Source organism: Rubripirellula amarantea (assembly GCF_007859865.1).
GTDB classification, from domain to species: Bacteria; Planctomycetota; Planctomycetia; order Pirellulales; family Pirellulaceae; genus Rubripirellula; species Rubripirellula amarantea.
On record NZ_SJPI01000003.1, the window covers coordinates 252453 to 274286 of the forward strand.

The 21834-nt window shown below is 53.5% G+C and carries 12 protein-coding genes; 4 read left to right on the forward strand and 8 right to left on the reverse strand.

All coding sequences use genetic code 11. The annotated features are described in order from the left end of the window. Window positions 1–3 precede the first annotated feature (3 nt). From Pla22_RS20965 to Pla22_RS20985, 5 genes are all read right to left on the reverse strand, one after another. On the reverse strand, window positions 4–3639 hold the full coding sequence (locus Pla22_RS20965; RefSeq protein ID WP_146516772.1) for a hypothetical protein: 3636 nt from the start codon (window positions 3637–3639) through the stop codon (window positions 4–6). Between the two features lie 252 nt (window positions 3640–3891). Continuing rightward, complete coding sequence (locus Pla22_RS20970) at window positions 3892–5910, reverse strand: c-type cytochrome domain-containing protein (RefSeq protein WP_242632227.1); 2019 nt, start codon at window positions 5908–5910, stop codon at window positions 3892–3894. A gap of 11 nt (window positions 5911–5921) precedes the next feature. Further along, window positions 5922–8387, reverse strand: a complete 2466-nt coding sequence (locus tag Pla22_RS20975; RefSeq protein ID WP_390620299.1) for a DUF1549 domain-containing protein — start codon at window positions 8385–8387, stop codon at window positions 5922–5924. Window positions 8388–8473: 86 nt separating this feature from the next. Further along, window positions 8474–10906 (reverse strand): PPC domain-containing protein, encoded by a 2433-nt coding sequence (locus Pla22_RS20980; RefSeq protein WP_146516774.1) that lies wholly within the window; start codon window positions 10904–10906, stop codon window positions 8474–8476. A gap of 45 nt (window positions 10907–10951) precedes the next feature. Then, on the reverse strand, window positions 10952–12253 hold the full coding sequence (locus Pla22_RS20985) for a DUF1501 domain-containing protein (RefSeq protein WP_146517346.1): 1302 nt from the start codon (window positions 12251–12253) through the stop codon (window positions 10952–10954). An 892-nt stretch (window positions 12254–13145) separates the two neighbouring features. On the opposite strand from Pla22_RS20985, the gene Pla22_RS20990 reads away from it, so the two are divergent. Next, window positions 13146–15410: a serine/threonine-protein kinase gene (locus Pla22_RS20990; RefSeq protein ID WP_146516775.1), complete on the forward strand. Its 2265-nt coding sequence runs from the start codon at window positions 13146–13148 to the stop codon at window positions 15408–15410. Here the strand turns inward: Pla22_RS20990 and Pla22_RS20995 are convergent. Together Pla22_RS20995 and flgK are read right to left on the reverse strand one after the other, a co-directional pair. Continuing rightward, window positions 15404–15940, reverse strand: a complete 537-nt coding sequence (locus Pla22_RS20995; protein WP_390620296.1) for a hypothetical protein — start codon at window positions 15938–15940, stop codon at window positions 15404–15406. The two genes, Pla22_RS20990 and Pla22_RS20995, sit on opposite strands and share 7 nt — an antisense overlap. A gap of 94 nt (window positions 15941–16034) precedes the next feature. Further along, a complete protein-coding gene (gene flgK, locus Pla22_RS21000) occupies window positions 16035–17723 on the reverse strand; it encodes a flagellar hook-associated protein FlgK (RefSeq protein WP_146516776.1) in 1689 nt (562 codons plus the stop codon). 169 nt (window positions 17724–17892) lie between these two features. Between flgK and Pla22_RS21005 the strand changes: the two genes are divergently transcribed. From Pla22_RS21005 to Pla22_RS21015, 3 genes are all read left to right on the forward strand, one after another. Further along, entirely contained in the window at window positions 17893–18846 is a 954-nt protein-coding gene (locus tag Pla22_RS21005) for a sugar phosphate isomerase/epimerase family protein (RefSeq protein WP_242632228.1), read from the forward strand. 110 nt (window positions 18847–18956) lie between these two features. Next, complete coding sequence (locus tag Pla22_RS21010) at window positions 18957–19697, forward strand: hypothetical protein (protein ID WP_146516777.1); 741 nt, start codon at window positions 18957–18959, stop codon at window positions 19695–19697. Continuing rightward, window positions 19690–20346, forward strand: coding sequence for a class I SAM-dependent methyltransferase (locus Pla22_RS21015; protein ID WP_146516778.1), 657 nt, complete (start codon window positions 19690–19692; stop codon window positions 20344–20346). Before Pla22_RS21010 ends, Pla22_RS21015 begins: the two co-directional genes overlap by 8 nt. Window positions 20347–20825: 479 nt before the next feature. Here Pla22_RS21015 and Pla22_RS21020 read toward each other — a convergent pair whose 3' ends face one another. Beyond that, entirely contained in the window at window positions 20826–21191 is a 366-nt protein-coding gene (locus Pla22_RS21020; RefSeq protein WP_146516779.1) for a hypothetical protein, read from the reverse strand. Between the last annotated feature and the right edge of the window lie 643 nt (window positions 21192–21834).

Sequence of the window (21834 nt, forward strand, 5' to 3'; positions counted from 1 at the left end):
GGGTCACCTCGTCCCCGAACCGCTCTGCCGCGCCGAACCACCCTGTGAGCCTGATGATTCTCCTAAGTCCGATGGTCTGTTGGGAATCCTATCGCCTGAATGGCTACCTCGATCGGCCACCGGTTCTCGATGACGAGGCTGTCCTTCAAGGCTTGGAACCGTATGTCGATGTGACGATGGATTCAGCGAATGAGTTTCAGCCAAACCAGCAAGTTCTGCGTTTGCTTCTACGACGGGCCGAGTGTCAAACTCACGTGAACGCGAGCTCGATCGGCCTTGGAAAATCCGACCTCCTTCTGCCGGTGACACGAGAGCTCGAATGGCGATCATCACGATCACCAACACCAGCGAAATGGTAGCGAACTGCCCTACTAAGACAGCAGCATCCGTTGCGACAATTAACAAACCCGCGAACGCAATCGCCGCTACAACACCAGCGAGTGGATGTCTTGAGGCGGGCCAATACGTTAGCACCACCGAAACCAATAAAATAACACTGCCGACGATCAACCACAGCAAAGTCCGCGAGATAAGCACGACTTCGAAGGAGGGGAGGTCAGATCCCACATACAAGTAGCGCGTTCCTGGTAACGCAGCATTGGGAACCGCGGTCGGGCTTGCCGTTAACGCTTGATCATTCAATACGGGCTCGCGAAAAAGCTCCCACTTATCAAAACGCCATTCCATCGCTCGGCCCACCGTGGGTGATGCCCAGATCACATGGCTGTCCGATGGTGCGATTAGTTGCCAATACACTCGGCCGATTCCAACCGGCAACTTCATCAAGGGAGTTATCGTTGCCGTCCACGCTGAGGTGTCGCGAGCGACCCAAATTCGCAAATCCAAGTGATGCACCGATGCGTCGCCGGGAAGTGAGATGGTTAACGTCTTGTCGCGACCGTTTACGTTTACGTTCTGACCGTCTAGAAATGCTTCGACCGTGATGTCTTCCAAGCTGTCACTGACTGCCGCAAGGGATGGCAACGAAATTTGAATCTCGTCACCGCCTTGAATGGACGCTAATAGTTGCTCATACCGAGTGCGAGTGGTTACGGCCGAACGCAAGACTGCTCGCTGAACGTACCGTTCATCCTTTCGTGACAATCTCGGCTGCAGACGCAATCGAACGGGATCCCGCGGAATCGAATCAAGAGTCAGACGAGTCAAATTGCGATCGTCTGACTTGCTTCCATTGGGAAAATCTAGTGGCACCCATTGGGAAGTTTGATTGCCTTGCAACCGCAATTCAATTGTGCCGCGGAGTGTCACGTCGGCAATTGCGGGCCTCGGCAACATCAACGTGTAAGGCAGAATCATTCTTGACGAGGTCCCCAGACTTCCTTCATGTCGCCATCGAATGCGAGTAGTGCCACGGCCCAACCGGTCGCTGATCAAGTCGTACATGTCGTCGGATCGCTGTTGCAACTTGCCCGGCACCCCATCGATCGTGACCGTCCAACCTTGATCAGTGGCCGCGTTCGTTGAATCAAATGGTAACAGCGAATCATCGGCAAGCTCGGTTATCGCATTTAGCGTCGAGCTTTCCGGTTGAGATGAATCAAGTTCGGGCGATGTCGCATTCCGCTCGGCATCTTCCGAACGCGTCGCGCCGGGAATTCGAATCGGTAGGCTGCCACCCAAGTCCAATGGCGAAGTGACTTCCCAATCGACGGTTGTGACAGCTTGGCTACCATCTACTTCAATATTCATCCCCGCCGATAGCGTGATGCGAGGCGGCTGATCGATCAGGTTCCCCGCTACAATCGCCGTGCTTTCAGTGTTCGGCAGACGAAATCGACTGACCATAGCGTCACTAGATTGTGCGGGGTCCTCAGGCGTAATCCGAGTCAAGCCTTCCGACGCTTCTAGATCAACGACCAACAACGAACGTCCGGCCCCAACGATCGTCAGATTGGCATCTCGGATCAGGACATCGTTGCCCGTTGCTACAACTCTTGGTACGGGAAATTGGATCGCCCCGAGGTCTTGCCCCATCGGTAATTTGGCGAGCACTTTTATCGAAAAACTACTTTCGGTACCGGTCATCCCCAGCTCGATGATTCGCAACGTTTCAGATGTGAAGTACTCGAGTTGCTCTCCCGTTCCGACTCGCTCGACGGAAAGGATTTGCCACGAAGCGTCATCGAGCCTCAGGCGTCCATCGTTCGCTGGACCACTGACATCGATGATCATTTCAAGTAACGCTTGCGATTGCTCGATGGTGACTGTCGACTGACTGGTCAAACGCAAGCGACGTTCGTTGGCAGATAACCAAATCGGCAATTCAAAGGAACCACGATCAAACCGAAACTGATACTGACGCTGCGATACGCTTTCTTCTGGGTTCTCGATCGCTGCACTGCGAATCCATGGCCGGGCTTTCCAACGTAAGCGATAGTCGTCTGCGATCTGAACGGTTAGTTCTCCCCTGTGTCGAATCGCGTCCATCACTTCGGGAACACGTAGGAGCAAAGGATCCTTCGAGGTCGCGTTTTCGCCCGCAAGCTGTAAATCGAAGTTAAGGTCAATCCGCGGCTGGCGTTCTTCGATAGGAATTTCGACCTCGTAGATTTCGCCGATTCCGGATTCCGCTGCGTCTGATTCTTCCGACAGAGGAATGAACTCTACGGTTTGCCCACCCGTTCCCAACGTCGGCAGGTCGAGCACGACTGATCCCTTGGGCAACCTGACTCGCATACGTTCAACAGACCCTTTGACGTTGCGAACCGTCAAGCGTACTTCTACGATCGGTGAATCCTGGGGCGAATCCCATTGCATCACGACGCGACTTTCCACCTCTAAGGAATCAACCTCGCCATCCACTCGCCGAGGCTTACCCCACATTAATGTGAAGCTACCACCACTACTGTCGACGGATAACTTGGTCGACTTCTTGTCGACGGTGGTCGACTGAATCGTTTCATCTCCATGTCCCACCACTTCGCCAACGCTGTCGCCATCGTCGGTCAGGATATCGACGCGAGAGGACACTTCGGGTAAACGAAAATCAATTGATCGAGCTGAACTCGATTGAACTCTGGTGGAAACCTTCATCTTGATCGTTGCGTCACATCGGGAGTCACAACGAACCAAGATTTGATGACCTGAACCATCCTCGGCCACCGTCATGTAGTATTCTGCGATCCCGCTTACATCCGGTGGGGCGATGCGGTGAAAGTTGTTCATCCTTAATGGGATCGTGACAAAGCGACCGCCGGTCGCATCGATCGTCAACTTGATTGTGACTTCCATTTCCGCGCGAAGTCCGAAGACAGTACCGCTTACTTGCAGCGACTCGAATGCGTATCGACCGCTAGTCGATTCGACCCCGTTGTCGAGGTTCTGGAGTCGTTCGAATTCCTCCCAGCTCAATCCCGGCATAATGACGCGGTTCTTGGCTTCGTTTAAAAACAAGAAACCTTTGATCGGAATTTCGCCGCCCTGATCGTCGAACACTTCGGTGGACGGTGTCGTCCCTGGCGGCTGAGCCAAAGCCGTACCGACAGGTTGCCCCACTAGAATCACAACCAAGAGCGGCAACAACCAAAACCGATTCATGAACACTCGCAGACGTAGAGCCATTTCGGTTCGCATTCGTTGCGAGCTTTCAATTGGATCGAATGAGTGGATGGATCGCATAACGACAGAGTATCTGCGTGAGGCGGCTCAGTGGAAATGCGAAAACCACCCGTCGGTAGACGAGGCAACGTTGCAAATGAGCGAGCCAGATGAGATGAAGGAGAAAAGAATAGCAGTTGACCATCCTGCCATCCCACTTAGTCTACGCAAAGTCCGTAATCCGCAAAGCCAAAACACGAGTGGATAGCCCGTAATTGGTGCTGATATAACCGTCAGAATGCAAATTTCGGATGCAATCGGACGTCAAGGGGATCAGTGCGCTTCCGCAGCCAGCGCATCGTGCCGTTTTTGAATGGAAACCAATCTCGTCGCCACTTGGTCGTGAGTCTGTTTGGCTGCCCCCGCCGCAGCAATCGCAGCGTCAAGTTGCTGCTTCAAAGGCGGCAACCCTTCCGCCAACTTTGTTGCCTCGGACTTCAGCGATTCACTTCGAGCTTGGGCAGCAGCAATTTTCTGAGTCGTCGCGTTGCGGGCACGTCTCTTCGCCGCGAGAGCCAAAAGGTGATCACCCAACGCTTGCTCGGCAACGGCCAATGCTTCAATGTTCTCAGGCTTCAATTGCCCTTCGACATCCGACTTCGACTTCACACGTGCGGCGATCAAGGAATCCTGCAGGTCACGCGACTGAGACGTAAGTTGAGGCAACAGACCATCGATCGCCTGCAGCTCTGCCGTAGCAGTCGTGACCTCATCGCTAGCGGCCTTAGCCAGGTTGTTCTTGTCAGCAATCTGCTTTTCCAATGTCGCGATTGGAACCTTGGCTGCCTCTACCGCTGCTTGAGCTGCTTGCATCGCGGACTGTAACGGATTGAGTTCCGATTGAACCGACGCTAGTACTTTCTTGACCTCTTCCAATCGTTCCTGCGTGGTGGGCGGATTTGCGGCCAATGGAGTACGTTTGGCCGGATCATCCGTGTCGGCGATAAATATCTGGCCCGTCCAGTCGCCATAGACTACCGCTTTTCCATCATGCGTGATCTCGACTTCCAAAACGTCTTCCGCCATGGGTTGAAAATCTTTAGCGTGGCCGCCATCGGCGTTCCACAACTTGGCTTTATTGTCGGCACTGCCTGTAACGAGTCGACCTTGATGGTCGAACGACACATCCATCACCGCGCCACCATTGACGTTGATAGACTTGATCGCCTTGCCTTGGTTCATTTCCCAAAGCTTGACGGTGCCGTCGGCACTGCAACTGGCCAATACGTTCGAATCGTCACGCCAAGACAATCCATGAATCGCACCCTTGTGATCGGTCAGGTCCAGATACAAACGCCCAGTTTCGGACTCCCATACACATAGTCCACCACTACGATCGCCCGACGCTACCAGCACGCCGTCGGGACTGTACGCAACCGCATAGATCCAATCGGTATGTTTCTTGAGATCGAAAAGCTTCGATCCATCGGTTGCGTCGTAGATGCGAAGCATCTTTTTGGGACCACCCAAAGCAATGCGATTCATCGCATCGTTCGCATCACCATCGAAAACCGTATCAAGCTCGTCGCCGACCACCGCCACTCGCTCGCCGGACTTTACATTGTAGACCGCCACGATGCCGTTAACGCTATGCTCGCCACCGCCAGCAATCAAGAACGATCCGTCACGGCTGAAACGAAGCGATTGAGCAACACCTTCGTCAAACGGAAGAATGCCGAGCAACTGATGGTTGTCGGTGTGGTAAAGAAGAATCTGTTTCTGACCAGCGATTGCAACAAGCGGCGCCCAAGGACTGGTCGCGATCGCGGACGTCGCCGCTGGACGCGACGTAACTACTAACGTTTTTTGGGGGACGGAATCCGGCATAGCTCCACCACCTTCTGGCCTACCGCCACCGGTAGCAACAAAGGCGAGCGCATTCTTTTTCTTTTCTTTAGCCTTGGAACCATTGTTCTCCAACGCACCATTTTCAATCCACTTGCGAACCAGTTCTAACTGTTCAGCTGGAATCTTGTCCTGGTTCGGCGGCATCACAGGCGTGTCGTCGTGGTTAATCAACTGCCATAACCGACTGCCTTCGTAATCGCCGTCATCAAACACGACCTCGCCGCTGGCACCACCTTCAATCACCGAATTGAAACTATCAAGCGCAAGTCCACCTTTCTTTTCACCTTGATGGTGACATGACGAACAGTGCTGCCGAAAAATCGGTTGCACGTGTTCTTCAAACGTGATCTTCGGCTGAGTGGATTCTTCGGCAGTGACGAGCGTCGGGAACGCCGCCATCAACGCACCAACGAAGACGCGATGCCAAAAAGTTGAATTATTCATGGTGCAAGTGACTAGTGGTTAAATACGAACTCGCGACCGTTAAGCACGGCCCAAAAAATATCTTCTAGCGCCAAGACGGAGTTGGCTTCACCCTCGATAGCTGCAAGCAGCCCCGCTTTCTCATCAACACTTGGCACCCGCGATAGGCAACGAACGTAGATGCGATCAATGACTTTTTCAGGAGTCAGTTTTTCCTCGTTCACCCAACGCTCGATCACTTTGCCGCTTCGTATTTTGTTGTGAACCGAATTGCCATTGAGCAGATGCAGAGCCTGCGAGAGAGAGGGATCCGTGCTCGCTTCACATTCGCAAACGGTCGTTCGTGGCGATCGACCAAACGAGGTAAGGAAATAGTTCGTCGTGGTCCCGTCGGCGATCTGTACGGCTCGAGCACCGAGGGGCAAACCGCGAAACTTATCAGGCGATTCCGTTACCGAGCAAAGACAATCCAACAAGCTTTCCGCAGGGATCCGTCGTACCACGGCGTGTGCATAGTTTCGCGAATCATGAGCGTTGGAATCATTGGTCGCGGTACTTCGACCGTAAGCTTCGCTGTTGCAAATATCGCGGACAAGTTTACGAAAGTCAAAACCGTAGTCTGCCAAGCGCTTTCCCAGTTCCTCGAATAGTTCTGGGTTGCTTGCCGGGTTACTGATGCGAATGTCGTCCACGGGATCGACAACACCGACCCCCATGAAGTGCGCCCATACGCGATTGGCTATTGATTTCGAGAAAAACGGGTTGTCGCGACTGGCCAACCAGTTGGCGACAACTTCGCGCCGATCCTTACCTGCGGTTGGCGGGCTCTCGCCACCAAGGAACGTGGGAGGAACGGGTTTGCCGGTCACCAAGTGATTGACTTCACCACCAAACGAGTTGAACACGATCTGTTCGCGATAGTCTTCGGCCGGTTTGCGGCCGACCTGCGAAAAGAACGATGCGAAGCCGTAATAGTCATCCATCGTCCAGCGATCAAACGGGTGGTTATGGCACTGCGCACACTGCGTGCGAATTCCCATGAACACCTGAGCTACATTTTCGGCTGTCTTTAATTTGTCTCGTTCGATCTCATAGAAATTGGTGGCCGGCGACGTAAATGTGCCCCCGGTACTTGTGAGAAGTTCCCGAACCATTTGATCGACGGGCACGTTGCGGGCAAATTTGTCTGTCAACCAACTCGCATACAAGAACGCCGACTTATAGCTGACTTGATTGGTACTCTTGATCATCAACAATTGAGCGAACTTCATTGCCCAAATTTCGCTGAACTCTTTTCGCTCAAGCAGTCGGTCGATCAAGCGAGCACGCTTATCGTCGCCCACATCAGCGATGAACTCATGGTATTCCTCTTCGGTCGGCAATAATCCGACAATGTCGATTGTGGCGCGACGAATGAATTCTTCGTCAGTGCATTGACCGCTCGGAGTGATTCGCAACTGTTGCAACTTGCGTTCAACCATTTGATCGACGTAACTCTTCTCGCCGGCATCGGGATTCGCCTTGGGTGGTTCATACTGCAAACCTTCCGGAAGCGCCAACACTTGACTGCCAACGGTGTGAGTATCGAACCTGGCCATCACGAACGCCTCACCACGTCGCCCTGCCGTGACCGTACCTTCGTTGTCGATAGCTGCTGTGCCGCTATTGTTGGAAGTGAATGCGGCCAAGCGTGTGACGTCGCGTGTGCTTCCATCGCTGTAGGTAGCCACCGCGACGAATCGTTGTTTGGATCCTTCACCCTCGATCACTGCTTGGGGAGGATAAATTTTGAGCGATGCGACGGTAGGCGGCTTGGCGTCAGATGGGTCAATCTTCGCTCCGTCTTCGAGCCATTCCAAAATGGTGGCGTAATAGTCGCTATCGACGTCAAACAGTTTGCCTCCGGTGTGAGGAACACTGCCGACGGATTTCTTCAGCAACAGGCTTTCACTGGGAATAGCTAAGTTGATGCGACGCACGCCGATCTCGCGAGTGATCCGATGGTAATCACCAGCAGGATCAAAACCGAACAAGCTGATGCGAAAGCCGTCTTTCCCACGGGCTGCACCGTGACAGGATCCCGTGTTGCATCCGGACCGAGTAAGCACGGGCATCACGTCTTTTTCAAAGCTAATGGCTGGCCGATCAGCCGCATTGCTTACGCTGACTGGAATACGAATCTCGGCACCTAAGTAGGTCCCGACCAATTCGGTATCGCCATCAGCGAGCGGGAACAGCTTAAAGCCGTCAAGCTTTGCCTTCGACGGGTCGGACAAGACCCACTCAATTTGTTCGGTCGCATCAAGCGTGATGCCATCGTCACGCATGTTGACAGCAACGAAGCTTTGAAAATCTCGCGAAGAACCCAACTTTATTTCTGGCGGGTACGCCGTGATGGTTGGTTTCTTGGGTGGATCAGTGCGAATAGCGCTCGCCCCTTCTGAACCACCACCTTCAGCCGGTTCGGCGGCTACAATTGGCGACATCGCGGCCGGCATTGCCACCGTTAGGCCGGCCAATAAAACCAGCGATGACACGAGCGAGGGAAACTTGTTCATAGACTCTACGCGATTAAACGAGTTCATTACTTGCCCGTCATTTGACGAAGTTGTTCCAAGCGACTTAAAGGCTTGGGCTCGGCGGGCTTAGCGGGTGCTTTGACTTCAGGTTTTGGTTCAGGTGCCGGAGCATCTTTCTTCGGCGGCAACGGTGCATCGATGCGAATTTCGCCAGTGCCAGTTGTCTGCACGATTGTTTCTTCCCCGACCTTCACTCTCGCGATGCAAACGAGGGTTTTGTGAGTGCCCACTTTTGCGTCAGCGGCAACTTTGATGGGAAAGTTGATGACGGTAGATTCAGGTGTAATCTTTTGAATCGGTTCAGGGCTCGTCACTCCGTTAGGCAAGCCAACCAACTGAACTTCGGCGTCACCTTCATAAGGTCGTGCAACCGTCAGCTTTACTGAAACAATCGCATCGGTTCCCAGTTCAGCCGCGACTCGCGGGAACTCGTACTTGAAGTAAAGGTCTTGCACGTCCAGATTGATAACCGGCGTCGCGATATCGGCACTGCCATGAGCGGCGGGATAATTCGCCATCAAGATGATCGGCCAACTCCCTATCGCGGCGCCTCCATTGGCGGTGATCGGAATGTCCACCTCATTCTTATCCGCTGCGATCTTCAAACTGTTGTTGACGCCAATGCCGGGTGGGTTGTACAGCGTCCGGATACGGACCTCTTTATCGAACCCTTCGTCACGTGTAATCGTCACTCGCAAATTCTTGCTGCCTTCTCGCACGATCGGGGTTTGCGGCTGAGTCAGTTCAATTTTGAAGGGGGCCTTCTCGGTAATCGCAACCGCGGCTTTTTCCGTCTCGTACTCGAACAATGCACGACGGTTTTGGCCGAGTACCAATTTGTGATTCTGACCGAACGTCCCAACCACATCTGGGTGCTTTTCGCTACCTTTGCCCACTAGTCGGAAAAGCGAGGCTGTCGGTTGAGCATCAGCGGCAGCAGACAAGAAAACCGGAATCTCCGCACGGCCTTGGGGAATCGCGAATGTTTTCGCTTCGACTCCCGCTGGCAGTCCTTCGATCTCGATGTTGATCTCGTCGTTGTATCCCTTACGAGCAACCTGAGCCATGATCGCGGTTTGACCGCCGACAGGCACGCACGCCATCCCAGCTTCGTCTCGTCGCAGTTCCTTCAGAGTTAAGTGAAACGTAGGAGTCGCTTTTTCGACTTCGATGCGATAGTGATGCAGAGGACTTCCGCCTCGCAAGTGATCGTAGATGCGCAACGTGTGCCGACCGTCCACCGCTGCGGTAAATTCCACGAACGGATCCCGCGCGACACCAACATCGTCTGAGGAAACCAGATGCTTGTTGTCCGGGGCAAAGAGATTCATCACCGCGTCGACAGGCGATCGCAGCAATCCTCGGGCATAAACCTGAATGCGATACTTTTCGCCTTTCTTGCACTGCCAAGCGAAATTGTCGAAGTCGCCTGGTTCTTGCAGCACACCGCAAAATGCAGCCGGCACTTCAAATTCCGGCGCCTTGGTGTGGTCGTTGTTAGGTTCCGTTTCCATCACGACCGGAAGCGGATTCACTCGAATCCAATTCGGTGATGGGCTGATCCCAGATTCTGTCTCGGTGATTACTGGAAACCGGTCACTTGAAGCGCTCGGTAACGTCACGGAGGTTTCGGATTCTGATCCGTCAAGCGAATGCAACTTCGTCACCAGCACTTCCCCTGGGACTCCGCCTCCTGGGAAGGTGGCGATCGGGCGAGGAAAGTTCCCAACGTGCAACCGATAGCCGTTGGTTGGATCGCCACCAAATGAACTTTCGCGAACAAGCACCGTGTACCGTCCATCTTTTTCCGCAGTGAACGTGCAAACGCCGTCTTGCCCAAGCAAAGACGAATCGTCACTGGTTGCGACTTCGAATCGTCCCTCGTCCAGGATCGCAATGAAAGGGTCAAGAATCCTTTGATTGTTAAGCGAATAGGTTAAACGAATCCCTTCAATCTCGACGTTAAGCTGATCACCTGCTTTCAGATCGACGCTGTAGTGATCAAGATCCTCGCGATTAACCACGCCTTCAACCGTAGTATTCATCTCGATGGCTTGCGGGGAATCGAACGAATCATTGGGCTCAACCTCTTGCACCACTGGCATCGCACCAATTCCCACCAAACGAATGTTGGAAATGCCAGATTGAGTCACCAAACGAATGGGATACAGCCCTGGTGCAAGATTGGGATCAGACTTGATCTTGACCGTGGCCTTCTTTCCATCGACCGCTTTGACTTCCAGAATCTCGATCCCCGGAAGATCGGCGATGGCTGAATGAGCGTCGCCCAACCGAGTCCCATGAAATGTAAACGTGGCCTCCTCGCCGCGGACGGCGCCCAACGGTTCCGATCGGGACACGACCGGAAACGATGCAAAGGCCGACGTGGTGCAGACCACGCTTAACGCAGCAAGTAAATAACGGTGAACGATCAACATGATTGGATTTCGCATAACAAGGAAGAACCGACAAGCCAAAGGGAACTAGACCATCAGCGGTTCAATCAGTTTTCCTCCATCGACAATTTCGATCGGACGATCCCCAGGTGCCATCAGTTCTTTGTCCGAAACAATCCCCATCAAGCGATACATCGTGGCTGCGAGATCAGCAGGTGAAACTGGGCTGTCTTCCGGTTCAGCAGCGGTGGAGTCCGACGCTCCGTGGATCATCCCTCCCTTAATACCGCCTCCGGCCAGCATCACACTGAACACCTTTGGCCAGTGATCGCGTCCGGCATCCGCGTTGATCTTCGGCGTGCGTCCAAACTCGCTGCTGACCATCACCAAGGTTTCATCCAGCAGACCTCGTTCGGACAAGTCATCAATAAGGGCCGCGAGAGCTTGATCAAGCGCGGGCATTTGATTCTTGATGCTGCCGGTGATGCCCTGGTGCATGTCCCAACTTCCATAAGTCAGGGTGACCAAACGAGTGCCGGCCTCGACCAAGCGGCGAGCCATCAACATGCGCTGTCCCGCTTGGTTGCGGCCATAACGATCACGAACGGCCGCGTCCTCTTTGCTCATGTCGAAGGCTTCTTTGGCGGCCGGAGTGTCAAGCAAATCGTAAGCCCGTTGATAGAACGTGTTCATCGCGTTGACGTTGTCAGCCTGAGTGTTCCCGACGAACGATTGGTTCACCAATTCCAGCGCGGACTTGCGTCGCGCGAACCTCGCTTCGTCAACACCACCCGCCAAGTTCAAATCTCGAACTTGGAAGTTATCCTGAGCCGGATCGCTGCCAAGGGCGAAGCCACCATAACTACTTGGCAAATAGCCCGTTCCAGCAAATTCATTCGGTACGTTCGGAATACAAACGTAAGGAGGCAAGTTGTTTCGCGGACCATATTCATGACTGACCACCGCGCCAAAACTTGGATACTGAAGCGCCGGGCTGGGCTTGTACCCCGTAAACATGTTGTGCACACCGCGTTCGTGGGCTGCTTCGCCGTGAGTCATCGAACGAATGATGCTGAACTTGTCGGCGCGTTGGGCCAATTGTGGAACGGTTTCGCAAAATTGCTCTCCCGTGTTCGTCTTGATCGTCTTGAGCTCACCGCGATATTCCAAAGGACTGTATGGCTTTGGATCAAACGATTCTTGCTGAGCCAATCCACCCGGCAAGAAAATGTGAATGACACTCTTGGCCTTTGCCTCAACAAAGTCGTAGTTCTTTTGCTCGGCCATCGCCTGACGCATCAGCAACTCAGGCAACGACAATCCCAAGCCACCCATCGTACCGGCGGCCAGAAATCCACGACGGCTAAGCGGATTGCCAAAACAACGCATGAATGAGTTTCTTCGAGGCATGAATGTCTCCCGGGCATCGGAGGGAACCTATCACGCTAACGGTCCAATGGATTGAACGTCTGCGCGACGGCGAGATGCGAACGCTTGATTGAGGGGTGAAAGAAGTCTGGAAAATCAAAAATTCGTTCAGCAACAAAGCGAAACGAATGAATCAGTTTGAATTTTTTGCCCGACGAAAGGTCGAGCTTAGTTACCAGTAGCGATATCAACGTGACGGTTGGAACATTGGGGTCCAAAGCAGAGTTGATCTGAAGGTGGGACTCGGAACTTTGACGGTTAAGGCAAATGTAACGAGTGTTGAGGGGTGGGAATGACGTCAAAATCGAACGGAACGACCTGCGTCACGATTTCCACGGTAACGGCCTTGGCCAGACTCGTCAATCAAATCCTGGCTTACGGGAACACAATTCACCGCACCGAGGCCAGTATACGCACGAACACACCCTTGCGATAGGTGCCAAACGGTATCACGGGGCTTCCCCCAATCGCCGAAAACAGGCCCGATCTACGAGATTCCGACCTGATTTGCATCGTTATTCAATACAACGATTGAACAACGATTGATTTGGGCTCGTTCAGCTCGGCATCACCCACGTCATTGGTGGCAACACCCGAAGACATGGTGGCGACAACCAACGGTAACCGGTTTCGCCGGTCTGATCTCGGTCGCGACGCCCGTTTACTGGTCTCCACCCCACAACCACTGGTCTTCCGAACACGGTTACTAGAGTCGGAACATACGGCCTCACGACGAACCGACTGGCAATTCATAGCATTTCAAGTTCACTCGGAATCGGACGTTTTGCTACTCTTAGAGAGAGCTGTTAATTAATGGCCTGCATGCTTCTCTCTTGTTCGTATATACGCGGCGATGCCTGAGACCTCCTCTAGCCACTCTTTTCTTAAACCAACAAACCGCGAAGGCGAGTTGGGTACCCTGGCGCACTATCGCGTCATCCGCGAACTTGGCCGCGGGGGAATGGGGTTCGTCTTCGAGGCAGAAGACACCAAGCTCAAACGCCCAGTGGCGTTGAAAGTGATGAACCAAAAGATCTCGGCAGTGCCCGGATCTCGCAAACGATTCATCAGCGAAGCTCGGGCGATGGCAGCCGTCCACCACGACAACGTCGCCACCATCTTTGAAGTGGGGGAAAGCAACGGCACGCCGTTCATGGCCATGGAGATGCTTAAGGGCGAAACCATGGAATCCTTCAATAAGCGAGAGCAGCGACTTAGCTACGAAGAGATCATTCAGTTTGCGACCGAGATCGCCAGGGGACTCGGCGCCGCGCATGCCCGCGGGATCGTTCACCGGGATATTAAGCCCGCTAACATTTGGATCGAATCCGAAACCAATCGCATCAAGATTCTCGATTTTGGGCTAGCTCTGGCAAGCACGCCTGTTGATCAAATCGCAGGTCGCGGTGCCGTCATCGGTACCCCGGGTTACCTATCGCCCGAGCAAGCTCGATCAGACCCGTTAGATGATCGAAGCGATTTATACAGCTTCGGCGTCGTTCTTTACGAACTCTGTACGGGCCAGCTTCCCATTCAATCGAAGTCGATCCACGAGCAATTGATTTCGATCCTGGCACACCGCCCCAAACCGATTTCGGAACTCAACCCCGAGATGCCGCAACCGCTCTGCGACACAGTTCATCGCTTGATTCGCAAAGAACCTCGCGCGCGGTTTCAATCGGCTCGTGAACTTGAAAAGAAGCTTGCCGAAGTCAAAGTTGAGTGCGAGCAAAAGAGCGAAGTCGCGTTGGCCATCAATCGTCTCAAGCAAGGCCTCGATCAGGTTGTCAGTCAAAAAACACCCGACGCTTCGCTGCTCAATTCCACTTCGAACTCTGAACCGAGCTTTACCGGGATCGATGAGCTCCCCGCACCCATCAACAATCCATTGACGGTGGATCCGTTTGCGAGCATCCCGTCAGCGACCGCAACGTTAGCGAAACCAGTTGCCACAGTACCAAACGCGTCCCAAACCAAGAGTGCTTCAAAACAACCGGCAACCCAGCAGAACTATGTTCCCATCATCGCCATCGTGGTGTTCGCCCTGATCGCTCTGCCGATCCTAACTTACGCGTTTACTGGATTCGGTCGCCAACAGGACACCTACGTCATTCGACCTCAACAATCGACCAACAATTCTTCACCAACATCCGTACCACCTCAGTCTAAGTCTCAACCCAAACCAAAGCCTCAGCCCCAAGCCAACTCCCAAGCAAACACCCAGGCCAATTCAAAACCGAAACCGAGACCCAACACTCAATCGGCGGCGAGCGGTTCATCGAAGTCCGGCCTCAAAGAGTCGGACTTCAAAGTCGACTCCGCAAAGAAAAACGCGAACCCAGTCTCGCCGCCCAACTCTTCGTCTGCGTCCAGCTCACCACCTAGTTCGACAGCACAGACTAGTTCGACAGCACCGAGTCCGACGAAATCGCAAATGGTTCAACCCAGCGGGAATGCCACAGGCGACACGGGTTCGTCAACCGACACAGCAACGGAACCGGTTATCGAGCCCGATCCAACGCCATCACAACCCCCGCCCGCACCAGCAAAAACCCGTCCTGTTTCCGTTAGCACCAGAGACGGCGAAGGAGCCGATGCTTTGGTCAGAGCAGGAGCCGTGGACAAACGAGGCACCAAGCCATCGCTCGGCATTCAAATGCGAGGGGACTTGGAAGTGATGCATTCTTACTTGCGTTTCGATTTGTCGTCAGTCAAGAAAGACCTCGAGAACATCCAGGACGCCAAACTCCACCTGATCATTAAGGGAAACCGAAGCGTGGAAGGGGTGAGCATGCGAATCCATGGCATTCCGGATGCTCCCGATTGGCCCGAAAATGGCATCCAGTGGAACAATTCATTCTCCGCAAACGAATCGCCTCGGCCCATCCTAAGCTTGCCGGTACTTGGCGAGTTTTTTGGCGAAGACGCGTCTGATCCCGAATCAAAGGAGGTCGTCCTTGGCGGACCCGCGCTTGCTGAATTCCTACGTTCGTCAGACGGCACCGTAAGCCTCGTCGTGGCTGGACGACAAGATGACGATCCGTTGCTGTTCTTCTCTAAAGAGTCGCAGGGTAATCAAGGACCGCGGCTGGAATTGCAAATTCGCGAAGCTCAGTAAATTGATGAACCCTCGGAACTGTTAGACGATTCACGACGACTAAAAAATACAACACAGTCGTTGCGAAATCGAACGTATCCAACTGAGACGGTAACGACACAGTAGGCTGCAATAAAAATTGGCGATACACCCGCAGCTAACATACGCGGTGTGTCGAGAAAACGGTCACAGGCAACCCATGCGATCGCCAGGTAAGTTCCGTTGGCAAGCAAGCAAAAGTCTGCAACTAGCCAAGCCCATTTTCGCCATGCTTGCCTTCGCGTTGGTTGTTGTGTTTGCTGCTTTGTTTGTCGTCGCGTCTTATGCCCCTGAACCAGGATCGCGGTTCCCACCGGAACTATCACGCCTAGCAAAGGTCCGGCCCACAGCGTCAAACGAGGATGCGGGTCAGGATGATGAATTGAATAGGGCATCCGCCACGGGGCAAGGTCGACGTCGACCAGGGTGGCACCACCGCACCATCCGCCAACAAGATGGCCAATTTCATGAGTGAGTAACATCACCACCCACGACAAAACCAAGAGCGACAAAAAGCCAGCGATTCGAAAACTTAAAATGGGTTCACCTGTGGGCAACTCGAATCGCTATTCTCGATCAATGCTCCCTCATCGAACACACGAACGCTTAGAGGTTCACCAACAAGTCTAACATCTCGCTGGCAGTCGAGATCACACGAGACGAAGCCTGGAAGGCACGTTGATACGTGATCATCTTGATCGACTCTTCGTCGATGTTCACTCCCGTGATGGCAAGGTGTTGGCTTTGCAGAGTGTTGTAAAAGTCACGCAAGCCATCGGTGGAGCTACTTTGCAGATTGATCTTTTGACCGAGCGTGCCGATCGAGTGCTCATAAATTCCTCGAATCGAATCGCCGCCAAAGTTGACATTCGGTTCGTCGACTAAGTCCACCAAATCCGTCAACACATCGGTGTCCTCACCAATCCCACCTCGACTGATCGAAAGAAAATCAGAACTTTCGAGCAGTTTTGGATTCACTGCGATGTCGAATGCGTCGGTGCCGGTAAAGAACGTGTTGATGCCGGCGGCAGCTAGAAAGCCGCTGGTGTCTTCGCCAAACACGAAGCTGGAAGTTCCCGACTGCGACGTGATTTCGATTTGACCTCCGCTGGTCACCTTGGCGCTGATTCCATCGATGGCATTGATATCGGCCACAATCGATTGAATGGTCGAATCGTCGACCTGTCCAAGTTTCTTGACGTTGATCCGCTCGTTGCTAATCGTCGCGCCACTTTCGTCGAGGACCGTAATATCGAAGGATCCGTTCTTCGGCTCAAAATCAAGGTTCGCGTTCGCCAGCGGAACACCCGTGTCGGCCACCACCGAGGACAGCAGTTCGTAGTGTCCACTTTTACCTTGACCTTGCGAATGGACCTCGTTGACACTTCGAATCAGTGCCGACGCCATCTCGTTAAGCGACTCAATGTAATCGCCAAAGACTTGGTCTCGCGCAACCAACGTCGATGCGAGCTTTCCCCCAGACGCTTGCAAAGCCGAATCGGTTTCAACAATACGGATTTCGCTGCCGCCGGACTTGTTGTTGTAAGCCGTTTTGACTTCGCGATAGATTCCATTGCTGACCAAGTAGTCGCCACCGACAAAGACGGCGATGGCTCCGCTTTCTTGTTCTTGAATGTTCAAATTCAAGTACTCCGACAGTTCTTCAAGATCGCGGTACCGTTGATCGCGCAATCCAGTCGCATCGCTGTGAATGAGACCGCCTCCTTCGATGGTTGCGATTTCAAGGTTCAGCTTCGCAATTCGCTGAGTCAGCTTATTGATTTCACCGGACATTGAATCAAGGTCGCTGTTCCACAAGTCGCTTCGATCGATTGCGTCTTCACGGGCTGATCGAATATTGTTGGTCAGCGTTTCCGCTTGCAGAATCACGAACTCTCGCAGCGATGAATCCCCGGGCTGCGTTGACAACTCGTGCAATGAATTGTTGAACAGGGTGAGCTGTTGATTCAAGCCGTTGTTGTTCAGGTCGCCAGTGAGCTCTTCGAGTTGCGCGTAGGCCTTGTCTAAAGCTTCACCGCCGGCCAACGCCGTTTTAGCGTTGAACATTCGTTCGGCGAGCTGTTGATCCACCACCTGCACGATGCCGGTCGCGCGAACACCGTGACCTTTGATCAACGATCCATCGCGAACCGCTACCGCCGAAGTTTGCTCGAGCTCCTGCCGTAAGTATCCCGGGGTATTGGCATTGGCAACGTTGTTGCCGACGACCTGCAAACCGATCTGCGCTACCTGAAGAGCGCCAGCGGATTGCTGAATGGTGCCGAACAAACTCATCGTGCAACAAGGCCTCAATGACACGGTGAACGAAAAACGTGACGCCGAGATGCGTCATCTTCTTCATCGACCTGCATAACCCTCATAATCCAACAATTTTAACGCGATGACATTTGGCTCTCATTCCCTGCTGCCGTTCACGCGATAAACTGTCGGTCGCTAGACCTCCGTGAAACTCATTCCTCCTTTGACCTGTAATTTTGCCATGCTGACACTCGGCTTCGTATCCGCCATTTTGCCAGAACTATCCCTCGAGGAAGTCTTCGCCACCGCATCGGAAACCGGTCATGATTGCGTGGAAGTGATGTGCTGGCCACTTGGGAAATCCACCCGTCGATATGCCGGCATCACCCACATCAATGTTGATGAACTCGGGGAATCGCAAATTGACGAAATCCACCGCCTGCAAGACAAGTACGGCGTCACGATTAGCGGACTTGGCTATTACCCCAACGCACTTGCACCGGATCGAGAAGAAGCAGACGCTGCGGCGGCGCACATCAAGAAGGTCATTTCCGCGACCGCGGCGCTTGGTCTTGATCGAATGAACACCTTCATCGGGCGGGATTGGAATAAGAGCGTCGACGACAATTGGCCGAAATTCATCGAAACGTGGTTGCCGATTATCCAGCACGCCGAAGCCGAAGGTGTGCGTGTGGGCATCGAGAACTGCCCGATGTCCTTCACTGCCGACGAATGGCCCGGAGGAAAAAACCTAGCGCGCAGCCCTGCGATCTGGCGACGTATGTTTACCGACATTCCCAGCGAATACTTTGGACTCAATTACGATCCATCGCACTTGGTGTTTCAGCAGATGGACTACCTCAAACCGATGCGTGACTTTTCAGACAAGCTCTTTCACATTCACGCCAAAGACGTTCGCATCGATCGCGATCGACTTGATGAGGTCGGTATTTTGGCACACCCAAACGAGTACCACAGTCCAAAGCTTCCCGGTCTTGGTGAAGTCGATTGGGGCAAGTTCTTTTCAACGCTGACAGACACGGGATACCGCGGGCCCGTATGCGTCGAGGTCGAGGACCGAGCCTATGAAGGCTCATTAGACGATCGCAAGTCTGCACTCCGCCAAAGCGCAGCCTTCCTGAGGCAGTTCATCGCGTGAACCCTGGTTATGTCCAACGAATAGCGAACTCGCTCAATGCGTTTTCGATTGACGCTGCCCTTGTCGGGGTCGTGTGGCAAGTTTTGTTCTCGCTTGGATTTCAACATCAGATGCCAGACCCGTCTTTGCTGTTCGGCATCTTCGCGACCGTTTGGCTTGTTTACGTTGCTGATCGCTTGCTCGATGCAACCAGGCTGAACCTGGAACGCCCCACAACCTATCGCCATCGCTTTCACTACCGATATCGCAAACCCCTGACGGCGGCTTGGATCGCTGTGTTATTTGCTGATGCTGCGGTTATCGCGTTGACGATCGACGATTCGGTGCGTCGACCAGGGTTCTTCGTGGCCATCGCAGTACTTGCCTATGCAGCCAGCGTTCACATCGCGGGGTTTCGCATGAAGTTTTTCCCCAAGGAAGTCCAGGTGGGTGTGCTCTTCGCGTTGGGAACAAGTTTAGTGGCGTGGCCCGATGGAGATTCCATCAAGTGGCTTCCGTTTGGGCTATCGGTGTTCATGTCAGCAACCTTGTTCACGGTGAATTGCCTTGTGGTTGCTTGTCATGAATACGAATCCGATCGAGCTCAATCGTTCGCTTCCTGGTCCACTGAACACGGTAGCGCCGGCCTATGGGCAAAGGGACTCGCCACAATGCTTTGCATTGTTTCAATCGTTGTCTTATCGATCGGATTGGTACCCAGCTTGATTGCTTTAAGCACGCTTGGAACAAGCGCCGTCATGCTAGGACTACTAATGCGACCACAAATACCAACGGCGCACTGGCCTGCTGGATTTCTAGCCGACTTTGGACTGGTTCTGCCGCCTCTGTTTTGTTGCTGGGTCCTTGCGTAATTTGATTGGCTACGACCGACTCGCTAGTGTCTATGCGATTCTTGAATGGTTGATGTTTGGGCGTGATCTGCAATGCGCACGCGTCGCGCTCTTGGACAAGATTCCCAGTGCTAATCAAGTTCTTATTTTAGGGGACGGTGATGGGCGATTACTAACGGAACTGCTCATCCACTTTCCCCGCGCGAAGGTGCTTTCAGTTGACCAATCGTCCGCAATGCTGAAACGACAAGATCACAGCGTGAGTTTGGTCAAAGCAATTGACCGTATTGAGTTTTGCTGCGTCGACGCCACCACTTTCAAGCCTGAACGAGGCAAGTACGACTTGTTGGTGTTGCCATTCTTCTTGGATTGCTTTGACGCACCAACGCTGACGACGTGTTTGCCGAATTGGCTGTCCGGTCTAAACGATGATGGGGCCGTCTATCTTGTCGACTTCGTGCAACCTGAATCAGGGTATGCGCGCTGGCGAGGCAAGCTGTTGCTTTGGATCATGCATGCGTTCTTTCAAATCGCGACAGATCTGCAACATCGAGAGCTTGCTGACCTTCCCGACTTGCTGGCGACTTTGGGATGGCAACAGACCGAGCGAATCGACCGAAACAACGGACTGGTCACATCTCGACTCTACGTGCGTTCAAGCTCGACATAGACGTATCCTTGAACCACGGGGGAGCGCCGTAAAAAAGAATCGCAAGCGTCGACCGCGCTAACTTGGCGTTACCAGGCTATGTCGGTCGTGATGTAAATGCGCTGCCGCCTGGCTGGACCTGCACAAATGATCATAGAGTCGGATTTGCCGGACATGTGCCAAGTGTTGCGAAGCGACGGGTCGGGGCATGCTCAAAGTGGCGAAAAGAACCTGCGTTAACAGGTCAAAACGTCCTCGGAAAACAGTTTTTAGCGGCGTTCTTTTAGGAAAATTTTGGAACCAAAATGCTTGGTTTTTCCTTGCATTTGTGAATAACCTGTGCGTTTAGAGCGGGGAAGACAGATTGCCCTCGCTTGACGCAGGCAACCTGACCCCTAAACTCCGCCCGGTTTACCTGCATTGGGCAGGTTGACTTCCCTATCCTATTGGAGAGATATCCATGGTTCGAACGATTCTGGCTTTGACATTGTTGGCTTCGGCTAGCATCGCATTCGCCCCTCAAGCAGACGCTGGCCTTTTCGGTTGCTGCAAGTCCAAGAAAGCATGCTGTGCACCAGAGCCTTGCTGTGCTCCTGCACCTGAGCCTTGCTGTGCACCTGCACCAGAGCCTTGCTGCGCTCCTGCACCTGAGCCTTGCTGTGCACCTGCACCAGAGCCAGTATGTTGCCCAGCTCCTGAACCAGCACCTGTATGCTGCCCAGCTCCAGCACCTGTTTGCTGTGAACCAGCTCCTCAGTGCTGCCCAGCACCGAAGAAGAAGTGTGGCCTTTTCGCCAAGCTTCGTGCTCGCAAAGCAGCCAAGAATTGCTGCCCAGATCCTTGCTGCAACTAATCCTTGGTCTCACGACCAGGATTGCCTTGCTGCACTAATGAATGGCTGCACGGAGGGCACCAAGAGCCTGCAGGACGCTAGCTCGCCCAAACCACGAAAATTTCAAAAACGGCCCCTGCAATCGCAGGGTCCGTTTTTTTTGTGGATATAGATCACCTCACCTCACCTCACCTCACCTCACCTCACAAACTCGCATCCAGAAACGCGTGAGGACGATAGGTACCACTCGACGCGGCGTGGCTTCACCGTCTGCGTTACAGCGTCAAACGCGGGAGTATTGGGCGGACACCAGTTGTTAGCAGCAAAGCGGTTCGGCGTCAGCGATACGAATGACCGACACGTGGATGCGATCGACCCAGCCCGGCTAACCTTCCAAACCTCACGACGCCTCAACGAGCCAAATCAGATTGTGGTTCGAACCCGTGGGAACCCGCGAGAAGCCTTTGCTGCAATTAGCAACGTAAGCTTTCTTCTTCTGCAACCAACGCAGACGGCTAGCTAAGCTGCAGGGTTGTGTCCCAAGGGCAAACAACCTCGCACCAAACAACCTCGCACCAAAGAACCAAGCGTCAAAGAACATCGTTCTAAACCAGAGACCTGGGACGTTCATTTTGCAAGACGACATCGCCAAACGAGCGTTTGACATGATCGGCGGT